The organism is Pseudomonas sp. Pseu.R1 (assembly GCF_045764065.1).
Taxonomy (GTDB): Bacteria; Pseudomonadota; Gammaproteobacteria; order Pseudomonadales; family Pseudomonadaceae; genus Aquipseudomonas.
Window position 1 is genome coordinate 4,948,243 of record NZ_JBJGEE020000001.1, and the last position, 23,372, is coordinate 4,971,614.

General features: G+C 58.4%; 25 protein-coding genes. 18 read left to right on the top strand and 7 right to left on the bottom strand.

The window, feature by feature from the left end; all coding sequences use genetic code 11:
- Nucleotides 1-7 precede the first annotated feature (7 nt).
- From kdsA to ispD, 4 genes are all read left to right on the top strand, one after another.
- Complete coding sequence (kdsA, locus tag ACI5GA_RS22505) at nt 8-853, top strand: 3-deoxy-8-phosphooctulonate synthase (protein ID WP_404638392.1); 846 nt, start codon at nt 8-10, stop codon at nt 851-853.
- Nucleotides 854-1,021: 168 nt separating this feature from the next.
- Nucleotides 1,022-2,311, top strand: a complete 1,290-nt coding sequence (eno, locus tag ACI5GA_RS22510; RefSeq protein WP_404638394.1) for a phosphopyruvate hydratase — start codon at nt 1,022-1,024, stop codon at nt 2,309-2,311.
- Between the two features lie 158 nt (nt 2,312-2,469).
- A complete protein-coding gene (gene ftsB / locus ACI5GA_RS22515; RefSeq protein WP_074752716.1) occupies nt 2,470-2,748 on the top strand; it encodes a cell division protein FtsB in 279 nt (92 codons plus the stop codon).
- Between the two features lie 11 nt (nt 2,749-2,759).
- Entirely contained in the window at nt 2,760-3,470 is a 711-nt protein-coding gene (gene ispD / locus ACI5GA_RS22520) for a 2-C-methyl-D-erythritol 4-phosphate cytidylyltransferase (RefSeq protein WP_404638396.1), read from the top strand.
- Nucleotides 3,471-3,506: 36 nt separating this feature from the next.
- On the opposite strand, the gene ACI5GA_RS22525 is transcribed toward ispD, so the two are convergent.
- Nucleotides 3,507-4,400 (bottom strand): LysR substrate-binding domain-containing protein, encoded by an 894-nt coding sequence (locus ACI5GA_RS22525; RefSeq protein ID WP_404638398.1) that lies wholly within the window; start codon nt 4,398-4,400, stop codon nt 3,507-3,509.
- Between the two features lie 112 nt (nt 4,401-4,512).
- Here ACI5GA_RS22525 and ACI5GA_RS22530 point away from each other — a divergent pair, with 112 nt between their 5' ends.
- The 8 genes from ACI5GA_RS22530 to rpoS all read left to right on the top strand — a co-directional run bounded on the left by ACI5GA_RS22530 (nt 4,513) and on the right by rpoS (nt 11,782).
- Entirely contained in the window at nt 4,513-5,625 is a 1,113-nt protein-coding gene (locus ACI5GA_RS22530; RefSeq protein ID WP_404638400.1) for an S-(hydroxymethyl)glutathione dehydrogenase/class III alcohol dehydrogenase, read from the top strand.
- Between the two features lie 75 nt (nt 5,626-5,700).
- Nucleotides 5,701-6,546 (top strand): S-formylglutathione hydrolase, encoded by an 846-nt coding sequence (gene fghA / locus ACI5GA_RS22535; protein ID WP_404638402.1) that lies wholly within the window; start codon nt 5,701-5,703, stop codon nt 6,544-6,546.
- A 94-nt stretch (nt 6,547-6,640) separates the two neighbouring features.
- Nucleotides 6,641-7,114 carry a 2-C-methyl-D-erythritol 2,4-cyclodiphosphate synthase gene (gene ispF, locus ACI5GA_RS22540; protein WP_404638404.1) on the top strand — a complete coding sequence of 158 codons (474 nt, stop codon included), beginning with the start codon at nt 6,641-6,643 and terminating at the stop codon, nt 7,112-7,114.
- Entirely contained in the window at nt 7,111-8,169 is a 1,059-nt protein-coding gene (truD, locus tag ACI5GA_RS22545; RefSeq protein ID WP_404638406.1) for a tRNA pseudouridine(13) synthase TruD, read from the top strand. The genes ispF and truD overlap by 4 nt, the downstream gene beginning before the upstream one ends.
- Complete coding sequence (gene surE / locus ACI5GA_RS22550) at nt 8,157-8,906, top strand: 5'/3'-nucleotidase SurE (RefSeq protein WP_421424311.1); 750 nt, start codon at nt 8,157-8,159, stop codon at nt 8,904-8,906. The genes truD and surE overlap by 13 nt, the downstream gene beginning before the upstream one ends.
- Nucleotides 8,906-9,583 carry a protein-L-isoaspartate(D-aspartate) O-methyltransferase gene (locus ACI5GA_RS22555; protein ID WP_404638410.1) on the top strand — a complete coding sequence of 226 codons (678 nt, stop codon included), beginning with the start codon at nt 8,906-8,908 and terminating at the stop codon, nt 9,581-9,583. The genes surE and ACI5GA_RS22555 overlap by 1 nt, the downstream gene beginning before the upstream one ends.
- Before the next feature lie 191 nt (nt 9,584-9,774).
- Nucleotides 9,775-10,674, top strand: a complete 900-nt coding sequence (locus ACI5GA_RS22560; protein WP_421424312.1) for a peptidoglycan DD-metalloendopeptidase family protein — start codon at nt 9,775-9,777, stop codon at nt 10,672-10,674.
- Between the two features lie 103 nt (nt 10,675-10,777).
- Entirely contained in the window at nt 10,778-11,782 is a 1,005-nt protein-coding gene (gene rpoS / locus ACI5GA_RS22565; RefSeq protein ID WP_404638414.1) for an RNA polymerase sigma factor RpoS, read from the top strand.
- A 582-nt stretch (nt 11,783-12,364) separates the two neighbouring features.
- On the opposite strand, the gene fdxA is transcribed toward rpoS, so the two are convergent.
- Nucleotides 12,365-12,688, bottom strand: a complete 324-nt coding sequence (gene fdxA / locus ACI5GA_RS22570) for a ferredoxin FdxA (protein WP_404638416.1) — start codon at nt 12,686-12,688, stop codon at nt 12,365-12,367.
- Between the two features lie 231 nt (nt 12,689-12,919).
- Nucleotides 12,920-15,487 carry a DNA mismatch repair protein MutS gene (gene mutS / locus ACI5GA_RS22575; RefSeq protein ID WP_421425514.1) on the bottom strand — a complete coding sequence of 856 codons (2,568 nt, stop codon included), beginning with the start codon at nt 15,485-15,487 and terminating at the stop codon, nt 12,920-12,922.
- Nucleotides 15,488-15,983: 496 nt separating this feature from the next.
- On the opposite strand from mutS, the gene ACI5GA_RS22580 reads away from it, so the two are divergent.
- From ACI5GA_RS22580 to recX, 3 genes are all read left to right on the top strand, one after another.
- Nucleotides 15,984-16,484 carry a CinA family protein gene (locus ACI5GA_RS22580; RefSeq protein WP_404638418.1) on the top strand — a complete coding sequence of 167 codons (501 nt, stop codon included), beginning with the start codon at nt 15,984-15,986 and terminating at the stop codon, nt 16,482-16,484.
- A gap of 85 nt (nt 16,485-16,569) precedes the next feature.
- Nucleotides 16,570-17,631, top strand: coding sequence for a recombinase RecA (gene recA / locus ACI5GA_RS22585; RefSeq protein WP_404638420.1), 1,062 nt, complete (start codon nt 16,570-16,572; stop codon nt 17,629-17,631).
- 8 nt (nt 17,632-17,639) lie between these two features.
- Complete coding sequence (gene recX, locus ACI5GA_RS22590) at nt 17,640-18,110, top strand: recombination regulator RecX (protein WP_404638422.1); 471 nt, start codon at nt 17,640-17,642, stop codon at nt 18,108-18,110.
- Nucleotides 18,111-18,241: 131 nt separating this feature from the next.
- Here recX and ACI5GA_RS22595 read toward each other — a convergent pair whose 3' ends face one another.
- A complete protein-coding gene (locus tag ACI5GA_RS22595) occupies nt 18,242-19,357 on the bottom strand; it encodes an LOG family protein (protein WP_404638424.1) in 1,116 nt (371 codons plus the stop codon).
- Nucleotides 19,338-19,787 carry a hypothetical protein gene (locus ACI5GA_RS22600; protein ID WP_404638426.1) on the bottom strand — a complete coding sequence of 150 codons (450 nt, stop codon included), beginning with the start codon at nt 19,785-19,787 and terminating at the stop codon, nt 19,338-19,340. Before ACI5GA_RS22600 ends, ACI5GA_RS22595 begins: the two co-directional genes overlap by 20 nt.
- A gap of 51 nt (nt 19,788-19,838) precedes the next feature.
- Here ACI5GA_RS22600 and ACI5GA_RS22605 point away from each other — a divergent pair, with 51 nt between their 5' ends.
- Nucleotides 19,839-20,030 (top strand): hypothetical protein, encoded by a 192-nt coding sequence (locus ACI5GA_RS22605; RefSeq protein WP_404638428.1) that lies wholly within the window; start codon nt 19,839-19,841, stop codon nt 20,028-20,030.
- Nucleotides 20,031-20,039: 9 nt separating this feature from the next.
- Here the strand turns inward: ACI5GA_RS22605 and ACI5GA_RS22610 are convergent, their stop codons facing one another.
- A complete protein-coding gene (locus ACI5GA_RS22610) occupies nt 20,040-20,465 on the bottom strand; it encodes a PA3611 family quorum-sensing-regulated virulence factor (protein ID WP_404638430.1) in 426 nt (141 codons plus the stop codon).
- Between the two features lie 234 nt (nt 20,466-20,699).
- Here ACI5GA_RS22610 and ACI5GA_RS22615 point away from each other — a divergent pair, with 234 nt between their 5' ends.
- Nucleotides 20,700-21,419 carry a tRNA-uridine aminocarboxypropyltransferase gene (locus tag ACI5GA_RS22615; RefSeq protein ID WP_421424316.1) on the top strand — a complete coding sequence of 240 codons (720 nt, stop codon included), beginning with the start codon at nt 20,700-20,702 and terminating at the stop codon, nt 21,417-21,419.
- 128 nt (nt 21,420-21,547) lie between these two features.
- Here ACI5GA_RS22615 and ACI5GA_RS22620 read toward each other — a convergent pair whose 3' ends face one another.
- Nucleotides 21,548-22,432, bottom strand: coding sequence for a DMT family transporter (locus tag ACI5GA_RS22620; protein ID WP_421424318.1), 885 nt, complete (start codon nt 22,430-22,432; stop codon nt 21,548-21,550).
- A gap of 227 nt (nt 22,433-22,659) precedes the next feature.
- Here ACI5GA_RS22620 and erdR point away from each other — a divergent pair, with 227 nt between their 5' ends.
- Nucleotides 22,660-23,310: a response regulator transcription factor ErdR gene (erdR, locus tag ACI5GA_RS22625; protein ID WP_404638436.1), complete on the top strand. Its 651-nt coding sequence runs from the start codon at nt 22,660-22,662 to the stop codon at nt 23,308-23,310.
- Nucleotides 23,311-23,372: the final 62 nt, after the last annotated feature.

Consider the following 23,372-nt stretch of genomic DNA (forward strand, 5'->3'; position numbering starts at 1 on the left):
TCATTACATGGCACAGAAAACCATCCGCGTAGGCTCCATTGATATTGCCAACGACAAGCCCATGGTCCTGTTCGGCGGCATGAATGTCCTGGAATCGCGCGACATGGCCATGCAGGTTTGCGAGGAATACGTACGGGTGACCCAGAAACTGGGCATCCCTTACGTGTTCAAGGCCAGTTTCGACAAAGCCAACCGCTCTTCCGTGACCTCGTACCGCGGTCCGGGTCTGGAAGCGGGCATGCGCATTTTCGAAGAGATCAAGCGCACCTTCGGTGTGCCGGTGATCACTGACGTGCATGAGCCTCACCAGGCCGCAGCCGTGGCGGAAGTCTGCGACATCATCCAGTTGCCAGCCTTCCTGTCGCGTCAGACCGATCTGGTCGTGGCGATGGCCAAGACCGGTGCCGTGATCAACATCAAGAAAGCCCAGTTCCTCGCGCCTCAGGAAATGAAACACATCCTGGCCAAGTGTGAAGAAGCGGGCAACGATCAGTTGATCTTGTGCGAGCGTGGTTCGAGCTTCGGCTACAACAACCTCGTCGTGGACATGCTCGGCTTCGGCATCATGAAAGCGTTCGAATACCCGGTGTTTTTCGACGTGACCCACGCGCTGCAAATGCCGGGTGGTCGTGCGGATTCTGCTGGTGGTCGTCGTGCCCAAGTGACCGATCTGGCCAAGGCCGGCATGAGCCAGGGCCTGGCAGGCCTGTTCCTTGAGGCGCATCCGGACCCGGACAATGCCAAATGCGATGGCCCGTGCGCGCTGCGCCTGAACAAGCTGGAGCCGTTCCTGACCCAGCTCAAGGCCCTCGATGATCTGGTCAAGGCCTTCCCGGCGATCGAAACGGCTTAAAACCTGCTTTTCCGGCACTGCTGCCTCCGGTACAGTGCCGCTCGCTTCATTCCCGACCAACGGGTCGGGAATTTCTGTCATCTCGGGCCTGCCCGCTGTCTAGTGCCCGGGGCGCCAGTCGTTTTTCCCAGCTGCGTCGTTTTCGTCAATCTTGGAGTGTTAACAACAATGGCAAAAATCGTCGACATCAAAGGTCGTGAAGTTCTCGACTCCCGTGGCAATCCCACCGTGGAAGCAGATGTGCTCCTCGACAACGGCATCATCGGCAGTGCCTGCGCGCCGTCCGGTGCTTCCACCGGCTCGCGTGAAGCACTTGAGCTGCGTGATGGCGACAAGAGCCGTTACATGGGCAAGGGCGTTCTGAAAGCGGTGGCCAACATCAATGGCCCGATCCGTGACCTGCTGCTGGGCAAGGACCCGGTTGACCAGAAGGCACTGGACCGCGCGATGATCGAGCTGGACGGTACCGAGAACAAGGCCAAGCTGGGTGCAAACGCCATCCTCGCCGTGTCTCTGGCTGCTGCCAAGGCCGCTGCACAGGATCAGGATCTGCCGTTGTACGCGCACATCGCCAACCTGAACGGCACGCCGGGTGTTTACTCGATGCCGGTTCCGATGATGAACATCATCAACGGTGGCGAGCACGCCGATAACAACGTCGACATCCAGGAATTCATGGTTCAGCCAGTGGGCGCCAAGACCTTCGCCGATGGTCTGCGCATGGGCACCGAGATTTTCCATCACCTCAAAGCCGTGCTGAAGGCCAAAGGCCTGAACACCGCCGTGGGCGACGAAGGGGGGTTCGCGCCTAACCTGGCGTCCAACGCCGACGCACTGGCCGCCATCTCCGAAGCGGTCGCCAACGCCGGTTACAAACTGGGCACCGACGTGACCCTGGCGTTGGACTGCGCCGCGAGCGAGTTCTACAAGGACGGCAAATACGACCTGTCCGGCGAAGGCAAAGTCTTCGACGCGGCTGGTTTCGCCGATTACCTGGCCGACCTGACCAAACAATACCCGATCATCTCCATCGAAGACGGTCTGGACGAATCTGACTGGGCAGGTTGGAAAATCCTGACGGACAAGATCGGCGAAAAAATCCAGCTGGTGGGCGACGACCTGTTCGTGACCAACACCAAGATCCTGAAAGAAGGCATCGACAAGAAGATCGCCAACTCGATCCTGATCAAGTTCAACCAGATCGGCACCCTGACCGAAACGCTGGAAGCCATTCAGATGGCCAAAGCAGCCGGTTACACCGCCGTCATCTCGCACCGCTCGGGCGAAACCGAAGATTCGACCATCGCCGACCTGGCAGTGGGCACCTCGGCAGGCCAGATCAAAACCGGTTCGCTGTGCCGCTCCGACCGCGTTTCCAAGTACAACCAGTTGCTGCGTATCGAAGAGCAATTGGCAGGCAAGGCCAAATACAATGGTCGCGCCGAGTTTCGCGGCTGATTGCAAGATGGTAAAAAGGCAGCAGGCGCTGTAGGGGTTTTCGTCGAAAGGCGGGTTTTCTCAGCGTCCTGATCCATTAGCCCGGTGACCACCGGGCTTTTGGGCATTTGAAATGGTCGGTTTTGCTGTCGTTCTCCACCGGGTAACAGATATTCACAATGCGCAGTCCTAACTGGTTGTTCCTCGTTCTGCTCTTGCTGCTCGCGGGCTTGCAGTATCGCCTATGGGTGGGTAATGGCAGTCTTGCGCAGGTGGCCAGTCTGACGCAGCAAATCGCCGATCAACATGCCGAAAACGATGCTCTGCTGGAGCGCAACCGGGTGCTAGACGCGGAGGTGCTGGAGCTGAAGAAAGGCCTGGAGACCGTTGAAGAGCGTGCCCGTCATGAGCTGGGCATGGTCAAGGACGGCGAGACCCTCTATCAGTTGGCACAGTGACGTTCGCGTAAATGACACACTCCCTTCCTGCCTTCTGGGCAGTGATTCCCGCAGCGGGCGTTGGTGCTCGCATGGCGGCAGACCGTCCCAAGCAGTACCTGCAACTGGGCGGCCTCACGATTCTTGAACACAGCCTGCTTTGCTTTCTCGATCATCCCGGCCTCAAGGGTTTGGTGATCAGTCTGGCTGTGGACGACCCTTACTGGCCCACCTTGCCCTGTGCACTGGACTCGCGAATCCAGCGCGTCGCGGGCGGCAAAGAGCGGGCGGACTCGGTACTCAATGCATTGCTCCATCTGCATGCCAGTGGCGCCGATGATAATGATTGGGTGCTGGTGCACGATGCGGCGCGGCCAAACCTGGCGCGTTCGGATCTGGACAACCTGCTGGGCGAACTGGCGCATGACCCCGTGGGCGGATTGCTGGCGGTGCCTGCCAAAGACACCCTCAAGCGGGCCGATGCCAATGGCCGGGTGAGCGAAACGGTTGATCGCAGCCTGATCTGGCAGGCCTACACGCCGCAGATGTTCCGCTTGGGCGCGCTGCATCGGGCGTTGGCGGACAGCCTGGTCTCCAATGTCTCGATCACCGACGAAGCTTCGGCCATCGAATGGGCAGGGCAAGCGCCACGCCTGATCGAAGGCCGCGCCGACAACATCAAAGTGACCCGGCCAGAAGACCTGGAGTGGTTGCGGCAGCGGCGGGGCGTCCAGAACCGCTGACCTGCTTCTACGCCCCTTCGGGCAGAGGCGGGGCGGCTATGTGTACTCCGGCCGCAACGCCAACCCCACCTTCAGATAATCCACCAGCTTCCTCACCTTCGGTGACAGATGCCGCTGCTGTGGATACAGCGCCCAGACCGCCGTGTTAGGCGGCTGATGGGCATCCAGCAGAGAAATCAGCGCGCCGCTTTTCAGGTGTTCAAGCACGTAATAATCCGGCAACTGACACAACCCCATGCCCTGTAGCGCAGCATCCAGCACCGCTTGCCCACTGTTGCAGCGCCAGTTTCCATGCACTTTTTGGGAAAACTCCTTGCTGTTCTGTTGCAAAAGCCAGCTGTCCGAGCTGCCGATCAGGCAGTTGTGCCGGTTGAGTTCCGACAGGCTGTGGGGACGGCCATAGCGCTCTATATAAGAAGGTGATGCGCACAGGTACATTCGGCGGGGGGCGAGGCGGGTGGCTACCAATCGGGATTCCTGCAACCGGCCGAGGCGTATCGCAAGATCCATTCCTTCATGCACCAAGTCCAGCGTGTTGTTGGTCAACTCAATATCGACGCGTAGCTGTGGGTATTCGTCCATGAAGCGCGTCACCAGCGGCGCGATGAAACGCTCGCCGTAGGCGACGGCGCAGGTCATGCGCAGCAAGCCCTTGGGCTCACTGGTCAAATCACCCACTGCGCGAAGGGCTTCTTCGCGACCATCTTGCAGGCGCTGACAATGGTGAAGAAAGGTCTGGCCCGCTTCGGTCAAGGCCACCTTCCGGGTACTGCGATACAGCAGACGGGTTTGCAGGCGTTCTTCGAGCCGGGCGATCTGCCGACTGATATGTGAGGACGACACGCCCAGACGTTCCGCCGCCGCCGTGAATTGACCGCATTCGGCAACGGCGACGAACTCATCCAGACCTTCCCAGCGATTGGCGTACATCGATTATCCCTGTACAGCATTAATGTTTTGCTTTTGCCTGGATTATTTATCAAACGGCACTGCTTTACACTCTTCCCCAGAATTTCCGTACTCATTCCGTTGGAGAAGATTGATGATCAAGTCACGTGCTGCCGTTGCCTTCGCGCCTAACGAGCCTCTGCAAATTGTCGAAGTGGATGTCGAAGCGCCGAAGGCGGGCGAAGTCCTGATCCGCACTGTGGCGTCCGGCGTTTGCCACACCGACGCTTACACCCTGTCCGGTGCTGACTCTGAAGGCGTCTTCCCATGCATCCTCGGTCACGAAGGTGGCGGCATCGTTGAAGCGGTAGGTGAGGGTGTCACCTCCGTGGCGGTGGGCGACCACGTCATTCCGCTTTACACCGCCGAATGCCGCGAGTGCAAATTCTGCAAATCCGGCAAGACCAACCTGTGCCAGAAAGTCCGCGCGACCCAAGGCAAGGGTCTGATGCCGGACGGCACCACCCGTTTCAGCTACAACGGCCAGCCGATTTACCATTACATGGGCTGCTCGACCTTCTCTGAATACACCGTTGTGGCCGAAGTCTCTTTGGCGAAAGTCCCGAAAGAGGCCCCGCTGGAAAAGGTCTGCCTGCTCGGTTGCGGCGTAACCACCGGTATCGGTGCGGTGCTGAACACCGCCAAAGTGGAAGAGGGCGCGACTGTTGCCATCTTCGGTCTGGGGGGCATCGGCCTGGCCGCGATCATCGGCGCGAAAATGGCCAAGGCTTCGCGCATCATCGCCATCGACATCAATCCGTCGAAATTCGATGTGGCCCGTGAGCTGGGGGCCACTGATTTCGTCAACCCGAAAGACCACACCAAGCCGATTCAGGATGTCATCGTTGAACTGACCGATGGCGGCGTGGATTACAGCTTCGAGTGCATCGGCAACGTGCAATTGATGCGCGCAGCGCTTGAGTGCTGCCACAAAGGTTGGGGCGAGTCGGTCATCATCGGCGTCGCACCTGCCGGTCAGGAAATCGCCACCCGTCCATTCCAGTTGGTCACCGGTCGCGTCTGGCGCGGTTCGGCGTTCGGTGGCGTCAAAGGCCGCACCGAGTTGCCAAGCTACGTGGAAAAAGCGCAGAAGGGCGAGATCCCGCTGGACACCTTCATCACCCACACCATGGGCCTGGACAAGATCAACGAAGCTTTTGATTTGATGCACGAAGGCAAGAGCATTCGTTCTGTCATTCATTTCTAAAAAGCGGCGACAAGTCACGAGCTGCCAGCTGCAAGACCTCTTGCGGCTTGAAGCTGATCGCTGGGAGGAACGACCATGGGTCTTGAGAATATTTCGTGCCAGAAGAGTTTTGGTGGCTGGCACAAACGTTACAAGCATCATTCCGATGTGCTGGGTTGTGACATGGTGTTCGCGGTATATCTGCCGCCGCAGGCTGAGCAAGGCGGTAAGCTGCCCGTGGTCTATTGGCTCTCGGGCTTGACCTGCACTGATGAAAACTTCATGCAGAAGGCCGGTGCCCAACGCATCGCCGCCGAACTGGGGTTGATCATCGTTGCGCCGGACACCAGTCCTCGCGGTGCTGATGTGCCGGGCGATCCGGACAACGCCTATGACTTCGGCCTGGGGGCTGGCTTTTATCTCAATGCCACCCAGCAGCCGTGGGCGCGGCACTATCGCATGTACGATTACGTGGTCAGCGAACTGCCTGCGTTGATCGAGGCGCACTTCCCGGCATCGGACAAGCGCAGTATCAGTGGTCACTCGATGGGCGGTCATGGCGCGCTGGTTTGTGCCTTGCGCAATCCGGGACGTTATCGGTCGGTGTCGGCGTTTTCACCGATCAGTAACCCGATGGATTGTCCGTGGGGGCAGAAGGCGTTTTCCCGTTATCTGGGCGAAGACCGCTCTCGCTGGCGTGAGTGGGATGCCAGCGTGTTGATCGCCGAGGCGACTGAGCGCTTGCCGTTGCTGGTGGATCAGGGCGACCGTGATGACTTCCTCGCCAATCAGCTCAAACCCGAAGCGCTGGTGCAGGCGACCAAAGCGGCAGGTCATCCCCTGGAGCTGCGCATGCAACCGGGGTATGACCACAGCTATTACTTCATCGCGAGCTTCATCGAAGATCACCTTCGTTATCACGCGGTGGCGCTGGCGGGCTGAGGAAATGCCATTCACTCTCAATTGAGTGCCAGCAGGTCCTAATGTCAGACAAAGCAGGTAGAATCACGCCCTGACTTTTTCAGGGCGTTTTTTTATGCGTATTGGCCACGGCTATGATGTGCACCGTTTCGCTGAAGGCGATTTCATTACCTTGGGTGGTGTGCGCATCGCACACAAATTCGGTTTGCTCGCACATTCCGATGGCGATGTCCTGTTGCACGCGTTGAGCGATGCCTTGCTGGGCGCCGCTGCTCTGGGCGACATCGGCAAGCATTTCCCTGACACCGACCCCCAATTCAAGGGCGCTGACAGCCGCGTGTTGCTGCGCCATGTCCTCAAGCAAGTGCGGGCCAAGGGCTGGAAAGTCGGCAACGTCGACGCCACCATCGTCGCTCAGGCCCCAAAAATGGCTCCTCACATCGACACCATGCGTGCATTGATCGCTGAAGACCTTCAGGTCGAACTCGACCAGGTCAACGTCAAGGCCACCACCACCGAGAAGCTGGGTTTCACTGGCCGTGAAGAAGGCATCGCGGTTCATGCCGTTGCGTTGTTGATCGCCGCATGACCGAATTCGAACTGTTGGGGCCTCGGGCCTGGGGCGATGCGCTGGGCACTGCGGTGCTCAAGGCCACCGCCGAAGATTTTCAGGTCGATGAAGTGCTGGACATCCCGTTGTCCGGTGATGGCGAGCACCTGTGGCTGTGGGTCGAAAAGCGTGGCTTGAATACTGAAGAGGCTGCGAGGCGCCTGGCCAGGGCCGCTGGTGTGCCGTTGCGCACCGTCGCCTATGCCGGATTGAAGGACCGTCAGGCGTTGACGCGTCAATGGTTCAGCATTCAGTTGCCGGGCAAAGCCGATCCTGACATGTCGACGGCCGAAAACGATACGCTGAAAATCCTCGACAGAAAGCGCCACAAACGCAAATTACAGCGTGGTGCCCACGCCGCCAACGGCTTTACCCTGCGCCTGACGCAATTGCAGGCAGACAAGGCCGCGCTCGATGCGCGCCTCGAAGCCATCAAGCAGTACGGTATTCCCAATTACTTCGGTGCCCAGCGTTTCGGTTTCAACGGCGGCAACGTCGTTGAGGCGCGTCAATACGCCGAGCGCCAGGCTCTACCGGAGCAGCGCAATGTGCGCTCTCGGTTGCTGTCTGCCGCTCGCAGTTACCTGTTCAATCTAGTGCTGGCTGCCCGGGTGGCGGATGGCAGTTGGCAGCGCGCTCAGGTGGGCGATCTGCTGGCGTTTACCGACAGTCGCAGCTTCTTTCAGGCCGGTGAGGCCGAGTGCAGCGATCCGCGTCTGGCGATCCTCGATCTGCACCCGACCGGTCCTCAATGGGGAGAGGGCGATTCTCCGGCATCCGGCGCGACCGCCGAGCTTGAAAACAACCTGGCCCGCCGCGAGTCTTCGCTCTGTAACTGGTTGATAAAGGCGGGAATGGAACACGAACGTCGCATCCTGCGACTGCCCATTGGGCGGTTGTCGTGGCATTATCCCGAGCCTGACATTCTGCAACTGGAATTCGTCCTGCCCGTCGGCTGTTTCGCCACCGCCCTGGTGCGTGAACTCATCGACCTGGCGCCCGCAGGACAGACGGACAGCTCATGCGTATTCTGATTTCAAATGATGATGGGGTCTCGGCACCCGGACTCGCTGCGCTCCACGGAGCGCTGGCGGACTACGCCGAGTGCGCAGTCATCGCACCCGATCAGGACAAAAGTGGCGCCAGCAGTTCGCTGACACTGGATCGTCCACTGCATCCTCATCGGCTGGACAACGGTTTCATCAGCCTCAACGGCACCCCGACCGACTGCGTGCATCTGGGCATTCATGGCCTGTTGGAGCATGAGCCGGACATGGTCGTGTCAGGCATCAATCTGGGTGCAAACCTGGGTGATGATGTGTTGTATTCGGGCACCGTCGCCGCTGCGCTGGAAGGCCGGTCCCTGCAACGCCCGTCATTCGCTTTTTCGTTTCTGTCGCGTCAGGTCGATAACCTGGCGACGGCCGCGCATTACGCCCGGCTTCTGGTCGAGGCCCATGAGCAACTCGACCTGCCACCGCGCACGGTCTTGAATGTCAACATCCCGAACCTGCCGCTTGAGCATGTCCGCGGCATTCAATTGACGCGCCTGGGGCATCGCACCCGTGCCGCCGCGCCGGTCCGGGTGGTTGATCCCCGCGGTCGTGCCGGTTATTGGATTGCGGCGGCTGGAGACGCTGAGGACGGCGGTCCGGGAACGGATTTTCATGCCGTAATGCAAGGGTATGTGTCGATCACCCCCTTGCAGTTGGATCGAACCTATCAGGACGGTTTCAAAAGCCTGAACGCTTGGCTGGAGGGAATGGCCTGATGTCGCGTGAACAAGATGACCTGTTGCGACGTGGCGTGGGCTTCACCTCGCAGCGTACTCGCGAGCGCCTGATTCAGCGGTTGTACGAGGAGGGGATCAGTAACACCCACGTACTCGACGTCATTCGCAAGACGCCGCGTCACCTGTTTGTCGACGAAGCGCTGGCACACCGCGCCTATGAAGACACCGCACTGCCGATCGGCAACAACCAGACCATCTCGCAGCCATACATGGTTGCGCGGATGAGCGAGCTGCTGCTGGCCGCGGGTCCGTTGGACAAGGTGCTGGAAATCGGAACCGGTTCCGGCTACCAGACGGCGGTGCTGGCGCAATTGGTCGAGCGTGTGTTTTCGGTCGAGCGCATCAAGGTGTTGCAGGACCGCGCCAAGGAGCGTCTGGCCGAACTCAACTTGCGTAACATGGTGTTTCGTTGGGGGGACGGTTGGGAGGGATGGCCTGCATTGGCGCCTTACAACGGCATCATCGTGACTGCGGTTGCGACTGACGTACCTCAGGCATTGCTGGATCAACTGGCCCCTGGCGGTCGGCTGGTGATTCCGGTCGGTTCGGGCGAAGTACAGCAATTGATGTTGATCATTCGGGAGGAGCACGGTTTTTCACGGCATGTGCTGGGTGCTGTACGCTTCGTGCCTTTGCTCAACGGGCCTCTGGCGTAGTCACCGATTTACGGCTGCACTGAATTCCGCAAGACGCCGCCTGTCTACAGGCTGGCGATTTGCGATGGACATTGCACCTGGCCACTGCGCATCGTCGTGAATGGTTTTGTAACCTGTTTTTCCGTGGCTGCCGGTCACGATCAAGACACAATTGGCAGCTTTAATTCAGTCACCGGTAAAGGGAGTGGCGGGTGAGTCTCACAGTCATTCGGCAGCGTACGTCTTCAACAAGTTTTCCACGTCTGGTGATTGGCATTGCCCTGAGTGTCCTTTTGGTTGGCTGCTCCAGCGCGCCGTCCAGCGGTGTGCGTGTAGTCGACCGCAACAACAGCAAACCCGCTGCGCCGACCCGTCAACCCGTCACGACCGGGCAATACGTGGTCAAGCGTGGCGATACGCTGTTTTCCATTGCCTTCCGCTACGGCTGGGACTGGAAAGCGCTGGCGGCCCGCAACAACATCCCCGAGCCTTATACGATTCATGTGGGTCAGGCGATTCGCTTCGACGGCCGATCCAGTTCCGCCCCCGCCGCTCTAGCGAACGCACCGGTTGTCGTTGCTCCTGCAACCTCGGGTAGTTCAAGTTCGTCCCCTTCGGGTTCAATCAAGACCACGGTGATTACACGTCCTGTTGGTTCAACTTCAGGTAGTACCGCGCAACCGGCAACTACACCTGTCACGACACCGGTTAATACGCCCGTCGTTGCGGGAGCCCGCTCTCCAAGTGGCTGGGCATGGCCGACCAGTGGTGTATTAATCAGTAAATTTTCTTCAAACGGTAGTTTGAATAAAGGAATTGATATCGCCGGAGATTTGGGACAGCCTGTTTTAGCCGCGTCTGATGGTTCAGTGGTTTACGCCGGAAGTGGATTAAGGGGCTACGGCGAGTTAGTGATCATCAAACACAGCGATACCTACGTCAGTGCTTACGGTCACAACCGTAGGCTGTTGGTACGGGAGGGGCAACAGGTCAAGGCAGGACAAGCAATTGCCGAGATGGGGTCCACAGGGACTGACCGGGTGAAGCTGCATTTTGAAATCCGTCGTCAGGGCAAACCGGTAGACCCACTGGAATTCTTGCCGCGTCGTTGATCGGTTACCAGCCTGTCCTGTCGTAGAGGGGACAGGCTCAAGCGATGCCAAGGAAAAGGGCGTTGCTGGAGCTTGAGGTCGAACTCATCAAAGGACTATAACAATGGCTCTCAACAGAGAAGTGCCGGAGTTTGACGTAGACGACGAAGTTCTCCTCATGGAGCACGGGATCGTCCTGGATTCTGCAACGGATGAGAAGCCAGCTTCACCTTCTGTTCGTGCGAAGACCAAAAACTCTGCAGCACTCAAGCAACACAAGTACATCGACTACACCCGAGCGCTCGACGCCACGCAGCTTTACCTCAACGAAATCGGCTTTTCGCCGCTGCTGTCCCCGGAAGAAGAAGTCCATTTTGCGCGTCTGTCGCAAAAGGGTGATCCGGCTGGGCGCAAACGCATGATTGAAAGCAATCTGCGGCTGGTGGTCAAAATCGCCAGACGTTATGTCAATCGTGGCCTGTCATTGCTGGACCTGATCGAAGAGGGCAATCTCGGCCTCATTCGAGCGGTCGAAAAATTCGATCCGGAACGCGGCTTCCGCTTCTCCACCTACGCGACCTGGTGGATTCGTCAGACCATCGAACGCGCCATCATGAATCAGACGCGGACCATCCGCCTGCCGATTCACGTGGTCAAGGAACTGAATGTCTATTTGCGCGCGGCGCGTGAGTTGACTCAGAAGCTCGATCACGAACCTTCCCCTGAAGAGATCGCCAATCTGCTTGAGAAGCCGGTGGGTGAGGTCAAGCGCATGTTGGGACTCAATGAACGCGTTTCCTCCGTGGACGTCTCGCTGGGCCCGGACTCCGACAAGACCTTGCTCGACACGCTGACGGACGATCGCCCAACCGATCCCTGTGAGCTGCTGCAGGACGATGACCTGTCCCAGAGCATCGATCAATGGCTGTCCGAGCTGACCGACAAGCAGCGTGAAGTAGTGGTCCGTCGCTTTGGCTTGCGCGGGCACGAGAGCAGCACGCTGGAAGATGTGGGGCTTGAGATTGGGCTTACGCGTGAGCGTGTCAGGCAGATCCAGGTCGAAGGGCTCAAGCGCCTGCGAGAAATCCTTGAGAAAAATGGGCTGTCCAGTGAGTCATTGTTTCAATAAGGACGGGAGCCGTTGTTATCGCTAAGGATGGCTATATGGCGTCAATTAAAAGCCCCGATTGTTCGGGGCTTTTTTATGCTGGCTATTTAATGATTATTAGACGAAGCAATGGGTTTTTTGTCGCTGCCTATATGGTGGGTTTAATATGTCTAATTTGTGTAGGAATATATAACTTTAGTTGTAGGTTTTTTCTTACGTGTGTTGTCAGAAAAAGCGCTTCCCGTTGACCGACAGAAGCCGCTACGGGTGAAGGATAATTGTTATGTGTTTGAATAGATGGAAGTTTATTTTTTGATTGATTCGATGTTGTTAATTTTTGTGAGAGCGAGGCCCTATTGCCCTGAGTCTGGAAATCACTAATATCATAACTGTGCCGACGGATTGGCACAGGCGGTCAAGGAAGACTGCTCAGGGACATCGCAGGAAGCGATTCATCAGGATGATGAAAAAGGACTGAAGGGATTACGAAAATGGGGGGCGGCTCAAACCGCTCCCCATTTTTTTGCCCGCGAACCCTGGCAGGGCGCTCACGCCAAAAATGCAAAAAGGCCCCAAAGGGCCTTTTGCATGTGCAGCCTGAGCTTAGCGCTCCAGGTGTTCAATCTTGCCCGTCTTGCCGTCCCACTCTGCAGCATCCGGCAGCGGATCCTTGCGCTCGGTGACGTTTGGCCAGATATCCGCCAATTCAGCGTTCAGCTCGATGAAATTCTCCATACCAGCCGGGATCTCGTCTTCCGAGAAAATCGCTACGGCAGGGCACTCAGGCTCGCACAGTGCGCAATCGATGCACTCATCCGGGTGAATCACCAGGAAGTTCGGGCCTTCGTAGAAGCAGTCCACCGGACAGACTTCTACGCAGTCGGTGTACTTGCACTTGATGCAGTTGTCGGTGACGACGAAGGTCATTTCTAATTCTCTCCTCAGGCGGCGGCAGCAGAGCCCCTCACGTCAGGGTTGCTCGGTCGGGGACATTCCCGGGCCATTCGCAACACCACCAGCTCAACACATGCCCATGGGGCATGAGGGTATGGCTTTGGTTCGGTGGTGCTCGAACGCGGCTCGGATATCCAGCAGCAGGCTGATCGCCCTTACTGCGCCCAAACCGCGCGGGATTCTAACAGCTTGTTACGAACACCGTTAGATCCGGTTTTGCAGTCCATATAACCATTCGATAGCTTGGCGCGGCGTCATGTCGTCGATTTTCAGCTTCGACAGCTCCTCCAGCACCGGATGGGGCAGCGAGGCAAACATGTCAGCCTGCTGCGGTGCTGGCGCTTTGCCGGGTTTCGGTTTGGGCTGCTCGTGGGGCAGGCTGGTGGTTTCCAGACGCTGCAAATGCTCCTTGGCGCGGGTGATCACCTTGCCTGGAACCCCCGCCAACTGGGCCACGGCGAGGCCGTAGCTTTGGCTGGCCGGGCCTGGCAGTACGCGGTGCAGAAACACGATGCGTTCGTTGTGCTCTGTCGCATTCAGATGCACGTTGGCCACCAGCGGCTCGCTTTCCGGCAGTACGGTCAGCTCGAAATAGTGCGTCGCGAACAGGGTATAAGCGCGCAACTGGGCGAGACATTCTGCCGCAGCCCAAGCCAGCGAAAGACCATCGAAGGTGCTGGTGCCCCGACCGACTTCATCCATCAACACCAGGCTCTTGTCGGTGGCGTTGTGCAGAATGTTGGCGGTTTCGCTCATTTCCACCATGAAGGTGGAGCGGCCGCCCGCCAAGTCGTCACTGGAGCCGATGCGGGTAAAAATGCGGTCCACCAGCGACAGTTCGCAACTCGCGGCGGGCACAAAGCTGCCGATGTGGGCGAGCAGCACGATCAACGCGGTCTGGCGCATATAGGTAGATTTACCGCCCATGTTCGGACCGGTGATGACCAGCATGCGCGTGTTGTCATTCAAATCCAGGTCGTTGGCCACGAACGGCGACGACAGCACCTGCTCGACCACCGGGTGGCGACCTTGCTCGATGCGCATGCACGGCTCGTCGGTGAAGCGAGGGCGATTCAGGTCCAGATTCAGCGCCCGCTCGGCCAGGTTGCTCAGCACGTCCAGTTCCGCCAGTGCCGCGGCGGTGTCCTGCAACGGCGCCAGATGGCCGATGAGGTCCTCCAGCAACACCTCGTACAGCATTTTTTCCCGTGCCAGCGCCCGGCTTTTCGCGGACAGCGCCTTGTCTTCGAATTCTTTCAGTTCGGGAGTGATGAAGCGCTCGGCGCCCTTGAGGGTCTGGCGTCTAATGTAATCGGCGGGCGCCTGTTCGGCCTGTTTGCTCGGCAGCTCGATGAAATAGCCATGGACACGGTTGTAGCCGACTTTCAGATTGGCCAGGCCGGTGCGGGCTTTCTCGCGTGCTTCCAGGTCAATCAGGAATTGCCCGGCGTTTTCACTCAGCGAGAGCAATTCGTCGAGTTCGGCGTCATACCCGGTCTTGAGAACGCCGCCATCACGGATGACCGCCGGCGGGTTATCGATGATCGCCCGTTGCAGCAAATCCGCCAGCTCTGGATAGGTACTGGTAGTCTTGGCCAGTTGCTGAATGTGCGGGGCTTCTAGCTCGCTCAAGGCCATTTGCAGTTCTGGCAAGGCGCCCAGTGCATCGCGCAAACGTGCAAGATCCCGTGGGCGCGCATTGCGCAGCCCGATGCGCGCCAGAATGCGCTCGATGTCCCCGATCTCCTTCAATTGAGGCTGCAGATTTTCGAAGCGGTAGCGCTCAAGGAAACAACTGATCGATTCCTGACGTGCCTGCAACACGTTAAGGTCGCGCAAAGGCCGGTTCAGCCAGCGGGTCAGCAGGCGAGTGGCCATCGCGGTTTGGCAACGGTCCATGACCGATTGCAACGTGTTGTCACGGCCGCCTGCCAAATTGGTGTCCAGTTCCAGATTACGGCGGCTGGCGCCGTCCAGAATGACAGTGTCATCCATACGCTCATGGCGCAGGCTGCGCAGGTGCGGAAGAGCAGTGCGCTGGGTTTCCTTGGCGTAGCCCAGCAGGCAGCCCGCAGCACCGATGGCCAAGGTCAGCGTTTCGCAGCCGAAGCCTTTCAGGTCCTGCGTCGAAAACTGCTGACACAGACTTTTATGGGCTGAATCACGTTCGAAATCCCATGGCGCCCGGCGGCGCGAGCCACGCCGTTTTTCGGCGGGTAATCCTTGTGGCCAGTCGTCCGGAATCAACAGTTCGGCAGGGTTCAGGCGATCAAGCTCGGCCAGCAGGTTCTCCCAGCCCTTGATTTCCTGAACGGTGAAATTGCCACTGGTGATATCCAGCACGGCAAGGCCAAACAGACGCTCGTCGCCCAGCACGGCAGCGATCAGGTTGTCGCGGCGCTCGTCGAGCAGGGCCTCGTCGCTCACCGTGCCTGGCGTGATGATGCGCACGACCTGACGTTCGACCGGGCCTTTGCTGGTAGCCGGATCGCCGATCTGCTCACAAATGACCACCGACTCGCCCAGCTTCACCAGCTTGGCCAGGTAACCCTCGGCAGCGTGATACGGGATGCCACACATGGGAATGCTCTGACCGGCCGACTGCCCGCGTGCGGTGAGAGTGATGTCCAGCAATTTGGCGGCTTTTTTCGCGTCTTCGTAGAAGATCTCGTAGAAGTCGCCCATTCGGTAGAACATCAATTGGTCTGGATGCTGATTCTTCAGCTTCCAATACTGCTGCATCATGGGGGTGTGCGCGGAGAGATCAGAAATTGCTTTGTTCATCAGTGGTTTAGGAAAATTCGTTGGGAGATTGGGGCAAATATGGGGCACTGCGTGGAACACCACCTACGTGGGTTGACGTCAGATCCGATTGCTTTTGCGATGGCGGCAAGGTTACCACGCGTGCCTGCCGGGCGCCGAGTCGGCGGATTCGTCACGACTCATTTCCAGATCGACATAAGGCGCCAAGAGGTGTCTAGGCTGTCGAGGCGACTGTCCGATTCCGGGCAGACCTGTCAATAAAAGGACTTTATATGCGACGTAAACGCGCAAGGGATTCAACCAACGGGCGCTTCATCACTCTCGACGAAGCGCGGCAGCGGCCTCGGGAAACCGTGATCGAAACGGTCAAGAAGCCATGCCCCGAAAAGAGACCATCGAAGTGAATATCGGCAGGCACGGTTCGTATCGAGCCGTGCCTCGCCTTGCGCATCGGCCGCGCTCGTGTAGCGTGTGCCCATCGCCTGAACCCAACGGAGTGCATTCTGTGGACGAGATTACTCAACTGGCTGCGACCCTTGGCCAACGTCTTCTTGCTGTTCAAGCCCAGGTCAGTACGGCTGAATCCTGTACCGGTGGCGGAATTGCCGAGGCCATCACGCGCATCCCCGGAAGTTCGGTCTGGTTCGAAGCTGGTTACGTCACCTACTCCAACCATCAGAAGACGCGTCAACTGGATGTCCCTCAGGAGTTGTTCGCCCGTGTGGGTGCTGTCAGTCAGGAGGTCGTCGAGGCGATGGCGCGTGGTGCGCAGGCCAAAAGTGCTGCGACATTTTCGGTAGCCGTCAGTGGCGTTGCCGGTCCTGATGGCGGTTCGGCGGAGAAGCCCGTGGGGACGGTCTGGATCTGCTGGGGGGCGGGGGAGCAGCGGATTGCGCAACGCTTTCAGTTCAGTGGTGACCGTGATGCAGTACGCCGACAAACGGTGAAGGCCGCGCTAGAGGGGCTGATTCAGCTCACTCGCGGAGAAATACCAAATCGGGGGTAGGCGCGCGCTCAACCCTGTGGAATAATACTGTTCACTTATACAGTTAAATCGGCCGTGAGGCCTAACCGATTACGAGAGGACTTCAATGGACGACAACAAGAAGAAAGCCTTGGCTGCGGCCTTGGGTCAGATCGAGCGTCAGTTCGGCAAAGGCGCCGTAATGCGCATGGGCGACCACGACCGCCAGGCTATTCCTGCTATCTCCACCGGCTCTCTGGGTCTCGATATCGCACTGGGTATCGGCGGCCTGCCAAAAGGCCGGATCGTTGAAATCTACGGTCCTGAGTCGTCCGGTAAAACCACCATGACCCTGTCGGTCATCGCTGAAGCGCAAAAGATGGGCGCCACCTGTGCGTTCGTCGACGCTGAACACGCACTTGATCCTGAGTATGCAGGCAAGTTGGGCGTCAACGTTGATGACCTGCTGGTTTCGCAGCCGGATACCGGCGAGCAGGCACTGGAAATCACCGACATGCTGGTGCGCTCCAACGCCATCGACGTAATCGTCGTCGACTCCGTGGCCGCGCTGGTGCCGAAAGCTGAAATCGAAGGTGAAATGGGCGACATGCACGTCGGCCTACAGGCCCGTCTGATGTCTCAGGCACTGCGTAAAATCACCGGTAACATCAAGAACGCCAACTGCCTCGTCATCTTCATCAACCAGATCCGTATGAAGATCGGCGTCATGTTCGGTAGCCCGGAAACCACCACCGGTGGTAACGCGCTGAAGTTCTACGCATCGGTACGTCTGGACATCCGCCGCACGGGTGCTGTCAAGGATGGTGACGAAGTGGTCGGTAGTGAAACCCGCGTCAAAGTCGTGAAAAACAAGGTTTCCCCTCCGTTCCGTCAGGCTGAATTCCAGATCCTGTACGGCAAGGGTATCTATCGTAATGGTGAGATCATCGACTTGGGTGTACTGCATGGCCTGTTGGAGAAATCCGGTGCCTGGTACAGCTACCAAGGCAACAAGATCGGTCAGGGTAAGGCCAACTCGGCGAAGTTCCTGCAGGACAACCCGGAAATCGGTGCGACCCTGGAGAAGCAAATCCGCGAAAAACTGCTGAACACCTCTCCAGGTGTCAAAGCTCAATCGTCTCGTGTTGCCGAAGACGATATGGCTGAAGTCGAAGACGCTGACATCTGATCGCAGCCATGTCGGTAGTGCTTGATACGCCCGTCGCTGTACGGCGTACTGCAATGGACCTGCTCGCACGACGCGAGCACGGTCGAGTCGAGCTGACGCGCAAGCTGCGTCAGCGCGGCGCCTCCCCTGAGTTGATCGAAGCGGCTCTCGACCGTTTGACGGAAGAGGGGCTGCTGTCCGAATCCCGTTATCTTGAAAGCTTTGTTTCCTACCGCGCCCGTTCGGGCTATGGACCTTTGCGTATTCGCGAAGAACTGGGACAGCGTGGGCTGCAGCGTTCCGACATCGAGCAGGCGCTTCGCGAATGCGGTATCGACTGGCGTGAGAAACTTGAAGAGTCCTGGCAGCGCAAGTTCGGTGGGAAACTCCCCTTGGACGCCAGAGAACGTGGGCAGCAAGTGCGCTTTTTGAGCTACAGAGGATTTCCTCCGGAACTCATCAACCGGTTGCTGAGCGGCAAGGGCCGGGACGACTATTGATCTGATTCTCGCTCGATCGGTACACACCATCCTGTAGCCGTCCATCTTGCCGACGGCAGCGCAGTGTCAGCCTCGAACGTTGGCTGATACTCCGTCACTGTCGGCAAGCCGTGCTGCTATGAAGGAAGGCGTCAGATAGTTTTCAGCGGCTCTCGCCCGCGAACCTGTTGAGGCTGGACAGGTTTAGCCCAGTTTTCGCTCTGGTTGAGGTAATTGACCAAAGCTCGAAGACGCCCATGGTCCCGCCCGTTGAACTTGAACGCCAATCGGGTGAGGTGGCTGAACTGCGCTTCGTCGTATTCGTCCTGATGGCTGTACTGTTGGAAGTCCTCGCTCAGACGCAGGTCAGCGAAAGCCTGTTGCATGTGAGCCAGCGCCTCTTCGGTCAGCGCATGGTGCATACGAATGACGAAGGTGTTTTTCAGCCAGCGGCTTGAGTGGAAGTTGCTGTAGAACTGGTTGATTTCGTCAACGGCTTCATCTGCGCTGTACACCAGTTTGAGCAGGTTCATGTCGGTGGGCAGGATGTAGCGATTGTCTTCCAGTTCATGCTTGATGAAGTTCAGCGCGCCTTCCCAGAACGTGCCACCCGGCGCATCCAGCAAAACAACCGGAACCAGGGGGCTTTTGCCGGTCTGAATGAGCGTCAGCACTTCCAGTGCTTCATCCAGCGTGCCGAAACCACCGGGGCAGAGCACCAGTGCATCGGCCTCCTTGACGAAGAACAGCTTGCGAGTGAAGAAGAAATGGAAGGGCAGGAGATTGCCCGTACCATCGACGGTGGCGTTCGCGTGTTGTTCGAACGGCAGTGTGATATTGAATCCCAGGCTGTGATCCAGACCTGCACCTTCATGGGCTGCTGCCATGATGCCGCCACCGGCACCGGTAATGACCATGAGATCGGATGCTGCGAGTTTCATGCCCAGGTCTCGGGCGAGCGCGTACATGGGATGTTCAGCAGGCGTACGGGCCGATCCGAATACGGTGACTTTGCGGCGGCCTCGGAACTGTTCCAGCACGCGAAAGGCGTTGTCCAGTTCGCGCAGGGCCTGGAGCACGATCTTGGCGTTCCAGCGATTGCGATCGTCCTGAGCCATGCGCAGAACGGTGAGCATCATGTCGCGGTAGAGCGGAAGGTTTGGGCTATTGGGTGCGACGAGGGCGAGTTGTGCTTCGACCTGCTGGGTGAGGTCGAGTCCATTGCTTTGAAAGTGACGCGACAATGCGTCATTCGGTACGTAAGGCATTCAGGCTTTCTCCTTGTGCAGAATCATCGACCCTGTCCATCTCGACAGGATCACGACGCTTCATGCGTCGCTGCTCATCGCCCTTCACGGGCGCGGTACAGATACGGGATGGCAACAGGGATGCCACGCTGATTCTGCCTATGTCCTTGGTTGAAAAGAAAAAAACATTGAGCGCAACGATCGCGACAGGCAACCCCCTTTTGCCTCGAATGCATGACGAAAACATGACCATTCGTAAAGTCGATGGCTTGATGATGTGCCCGAAGCGGCAGGCTGGCAACGACTGTTTGCGTATCGCAGTGAATGTTTTTCCGCTCGTCGGCCAATCCGATTGCGTTTGCAGGCTCTGATTTACTGAAGAGTGATGGCAGGTAGACGCCATTGCGACCTGGATAGCGTCGTTGCCTTTGGAGCAGTGACCAGAAGTCATCGAGGTATGCTGTTCCCTCATGTGAGGATGGGCAGCCGATGGAGAGATGAAATGGAAATCATCAGACTGGAAGTCGATCAGGAATTGTTTCGTTCACTGACCGAGGCCGCGCGCCAACACCGTACTACGCTGGAGCAAGAATGCCTCAGGCGCCTGAGTCAGACGGGGAGACGGTCCTATTACCTTCAGGCGTTGGTGGCAGAGCTGCGCGCGGAGGATCAGCAGCGGCGCGCAGCCTCCTGATACCTGAGTTTACTTCTTCTTGACGGGCGGCTTAGCGGCACAATCGGCAGCGGTGAGTTGCTGGGTGGTGATTGGGCGGTTGGTCTTGTATTCCTTGAACTCGTAGCGCAATACCGCCCCCTTGGCCAGCAACTGGCGGAAACCCGTATTACGGCAAACGCTGGTTCCCAATTGACGGCCCATCAGCTCAGGGTTTTCGCGCATCTGCTGCGCCTGCCCAGCCTGAACACTGAGATGGTTGATCAGTACGCGACCGTCGACGGTGTAACCTTCGTCAAGGATGTCCTCGCTGATCGCGTTCGGCTTGCCGACATTGCTTTGCGCCGCGACTTTTTCCAGCTCTTTGTTCAGTTCGTAATCCGCTTTGGACGCCGCGTTGGCGCTCAGCGGAGCGACGAGCAAAAGCGTGAGGGCGGGGGCGATGAGGCGCAGCATTGGATTCTCCTGGGGCAGTGAACGTCGTTGGACCGGCAGAGGCCACGGGCGTTCACTGGTGACTGGGGCTTTAGAGGCCGTGCAGTATAAGTGAGTCACCTCGGCTGTCACCAGCGAGCCGGACACCAGAGAGACGGGCGCCTCTGGTAGACTGCGCCCACTTTTTCACTGCCGGATGTTCGTCGTGCCGCTGTTCTCCTGCTGCCCATTGCCATTATTGGGGTGCGCTTTCTTATGAGTCATGCCGTCTCGCGGTTACGTGCTGAACGACTGGCTCGCAGTACCAAACCTTTCATTGCCAGAGGCTCGCGTGCACCTCGTTGCCCGAGATGTCGGGTGATCGAAAGCTATTGTCTGTGCAAGTGGAAGCCCACGGTCGAGGCCAAATCGGCCGTGTGCCTGTTGATGTACGACACCGAGCCGCTCAAGCCCACCAATACCGGCTGGCTCATCGCTGATGTGATTCAAGACACCGAAGCCTTTGGCTGGTCGCGCACGGAGGTGGATGAGCGGCTGCCCGCGCTGCTGGACGACCCGCAGTGGCAGCCTTACATCGTGTTTCCAGGTGAGTTCGTGGCGAGTGAGCGAGTCGTGACAGAGGTTAACCTGGCGCCGGGCAAGCGACCGCTGTTCATCCTGCTTGATGCCACTTGGCCCGAAGCGCGCAAGATGTTCCGCAAAAGCCCTTACCTGGACCGCTTGCCGGTGCTCAGTCTGGAACCGGAGCAGATGTCACGCTATCGCTTGCGTCGTTCCAAGCGCGATGACCATTTTTGTACAGCGGAGGTGGCGGCTCTGTGTCTGGAACTGGCGGGTGATCAGCAAGCGGCTGAAGTGTTGGATGCATACCTGGATGTATTCAGCGCCCATTATCTGGGCGCGAAGTTTCAGTTGCTGATCGATCCGGAAGATGCGCCGCACAGCTGCCTGAAGCCTTTCATTCAGCCATGCTGAGGTCGCAACCTTTGTAGGAGCTGGCGTGCTGGCGAAAGCGGTGGGTCAGTGCCTCATGAGGTGACTGATACGCACGGTTTGCCAGCAAGCCGGCTCCCACAGATTGAGGGATATCCGACAGGTATTGCTCAGGCGTGTACTTTCCTCGGCCACAACTGTGCCAACAGCATCCCGGCCATCATCAACGCGCAACCGACATACCCACGCAATTGCAGGGCCTCACCGAGAATCCACGCTCCGGCAATGGCGGCGAATACAGCCTCCAGCGACAAGATGATCGCGGCGTGGGAGGCGATCGCGTCTTTCTGTGCGACAACTTGCAACGTATACCCGATGCCGACGGCCACCACTCCACCATAAAGGAGCGCAGGGCCAGCTCCGATAATGCCTCGCAGCGTAACGGGTTCGAAAATCAACGCCAGCACCAGACTCACCACTGAGCAGGTGACGAATTGCAGGAAGGCCAGGCGAATCGGGTCGTGTCGACTGGCGAACACGCCCACCAGAATCACGTGCCCGCCCCAGACGAAGGCGCCGATCAGTTGCAACCAGTCACCCGGCGCCACATGAAAGTTGTCGCCCACACTCAGCAGAAACATGCCCAGCACCGCCAGCAGGCAGCCCAGCCAGGTGCCCATTCCGGTTTTATGGCCGAGGAGCAGGCCCAGAAGCGGAACTACAATCACATATAGCCCGGTAATGAATCCCGAGTTGGTGACGCTGGTGAACAGCAGGCCCACCTGTTGCAGATTGATCCCCAGCGCCAGCGCGATCCCCATGACGATGCCGCCTTGCAGCAGGCCCCGTGTCAGCAGAGGCTCGGGTCGAGGGCCATTGGCAGGGCAGCGCAGGACCAGTGGCAGAAGGCAGGCCGAGCCGAGCGCAAAACGCAGTCCGGAATAAAGATAGGGGCCAATATGATCCATACCGGCGGTTTGTGCGACGAATCCACTGCCCCAGATCATGGCGGTCAGAAGCATGAGCAGGTCCGCTCGCAGGGCGCGTTTTTGCATGATGGCACTCGGAATATTCAGGGCCGCAGACTGTGCCGGAAAGCGGCAGGCTTGACCACCCCGACTTCGCTGGGCATTCTTGGCGCCGCGTGAATGCCGAACACCGCAATCTGTCTGCCTTGGACGTGATTGTTTGCGTCAGATTGACGCATCGTGAAGGCTGGTGTCTCTGGACGCCGCCGTGAGCGCCGAATCCGTCAGCGCCCACTCATCAACAGGATCATGAAATGACCTACGAAATCCTGATCGCCGATGACCATCCCTTGTTTCGCAGTGCGTTGAAGCAAGCCGTGACACTGGGTTTGGGGCCTGATGTCCGGTTGGTGGAGGCTGAGAGCATTGCCGATCTGGAAGCGCTCTTGACCGAAAAGGCAGATTGGGACCTGGTTCTGCTCGATTTGAACATGCCGGGGGCGTACGGTTTTTCAGGTTTGGTCCTGTTGCGTGGCCAGTACCCGCAGGTACCTGTCGTGATGATCTCGGCGCAGGAAGAGGCCGCGGTGGTGGTCAAGTCTCGCGAGTTCGGCGCCAGTGGTTTCATTCCAAAATCCAGTTCGATGGAAACCATTCAACAAGCGGTGCGTACGGTGCTCGACGGTGATGTCTGGTGGCCAGCGCAGGTCAACGAAAGCGTCAGTGTCTCCGCCGAGGCCAAAGCGGCCAGCGAAGGTCTGGCCAGTCTCACGCCTCAACAGTTCCGTGTTTTGACGATGGTCTGCGAAGGTTTGCTCAACAAGCAGATTGCTTACGAGCTGAATGTGTCTGAAGCCACCATCAAGGCCCACGTTACGGCGATTTTCCGCAAACTCAACGTTCGCACCCGTACCCAGGCCGCGCTGTTGCTGCAACAACTGGAATCGATTTCGCCGAGTGGATAAGCCGGATCCGGTGCTCTATCCCCGTAATCGGCGGTCGTTCTTCACACTTTTTTGACCGCCGC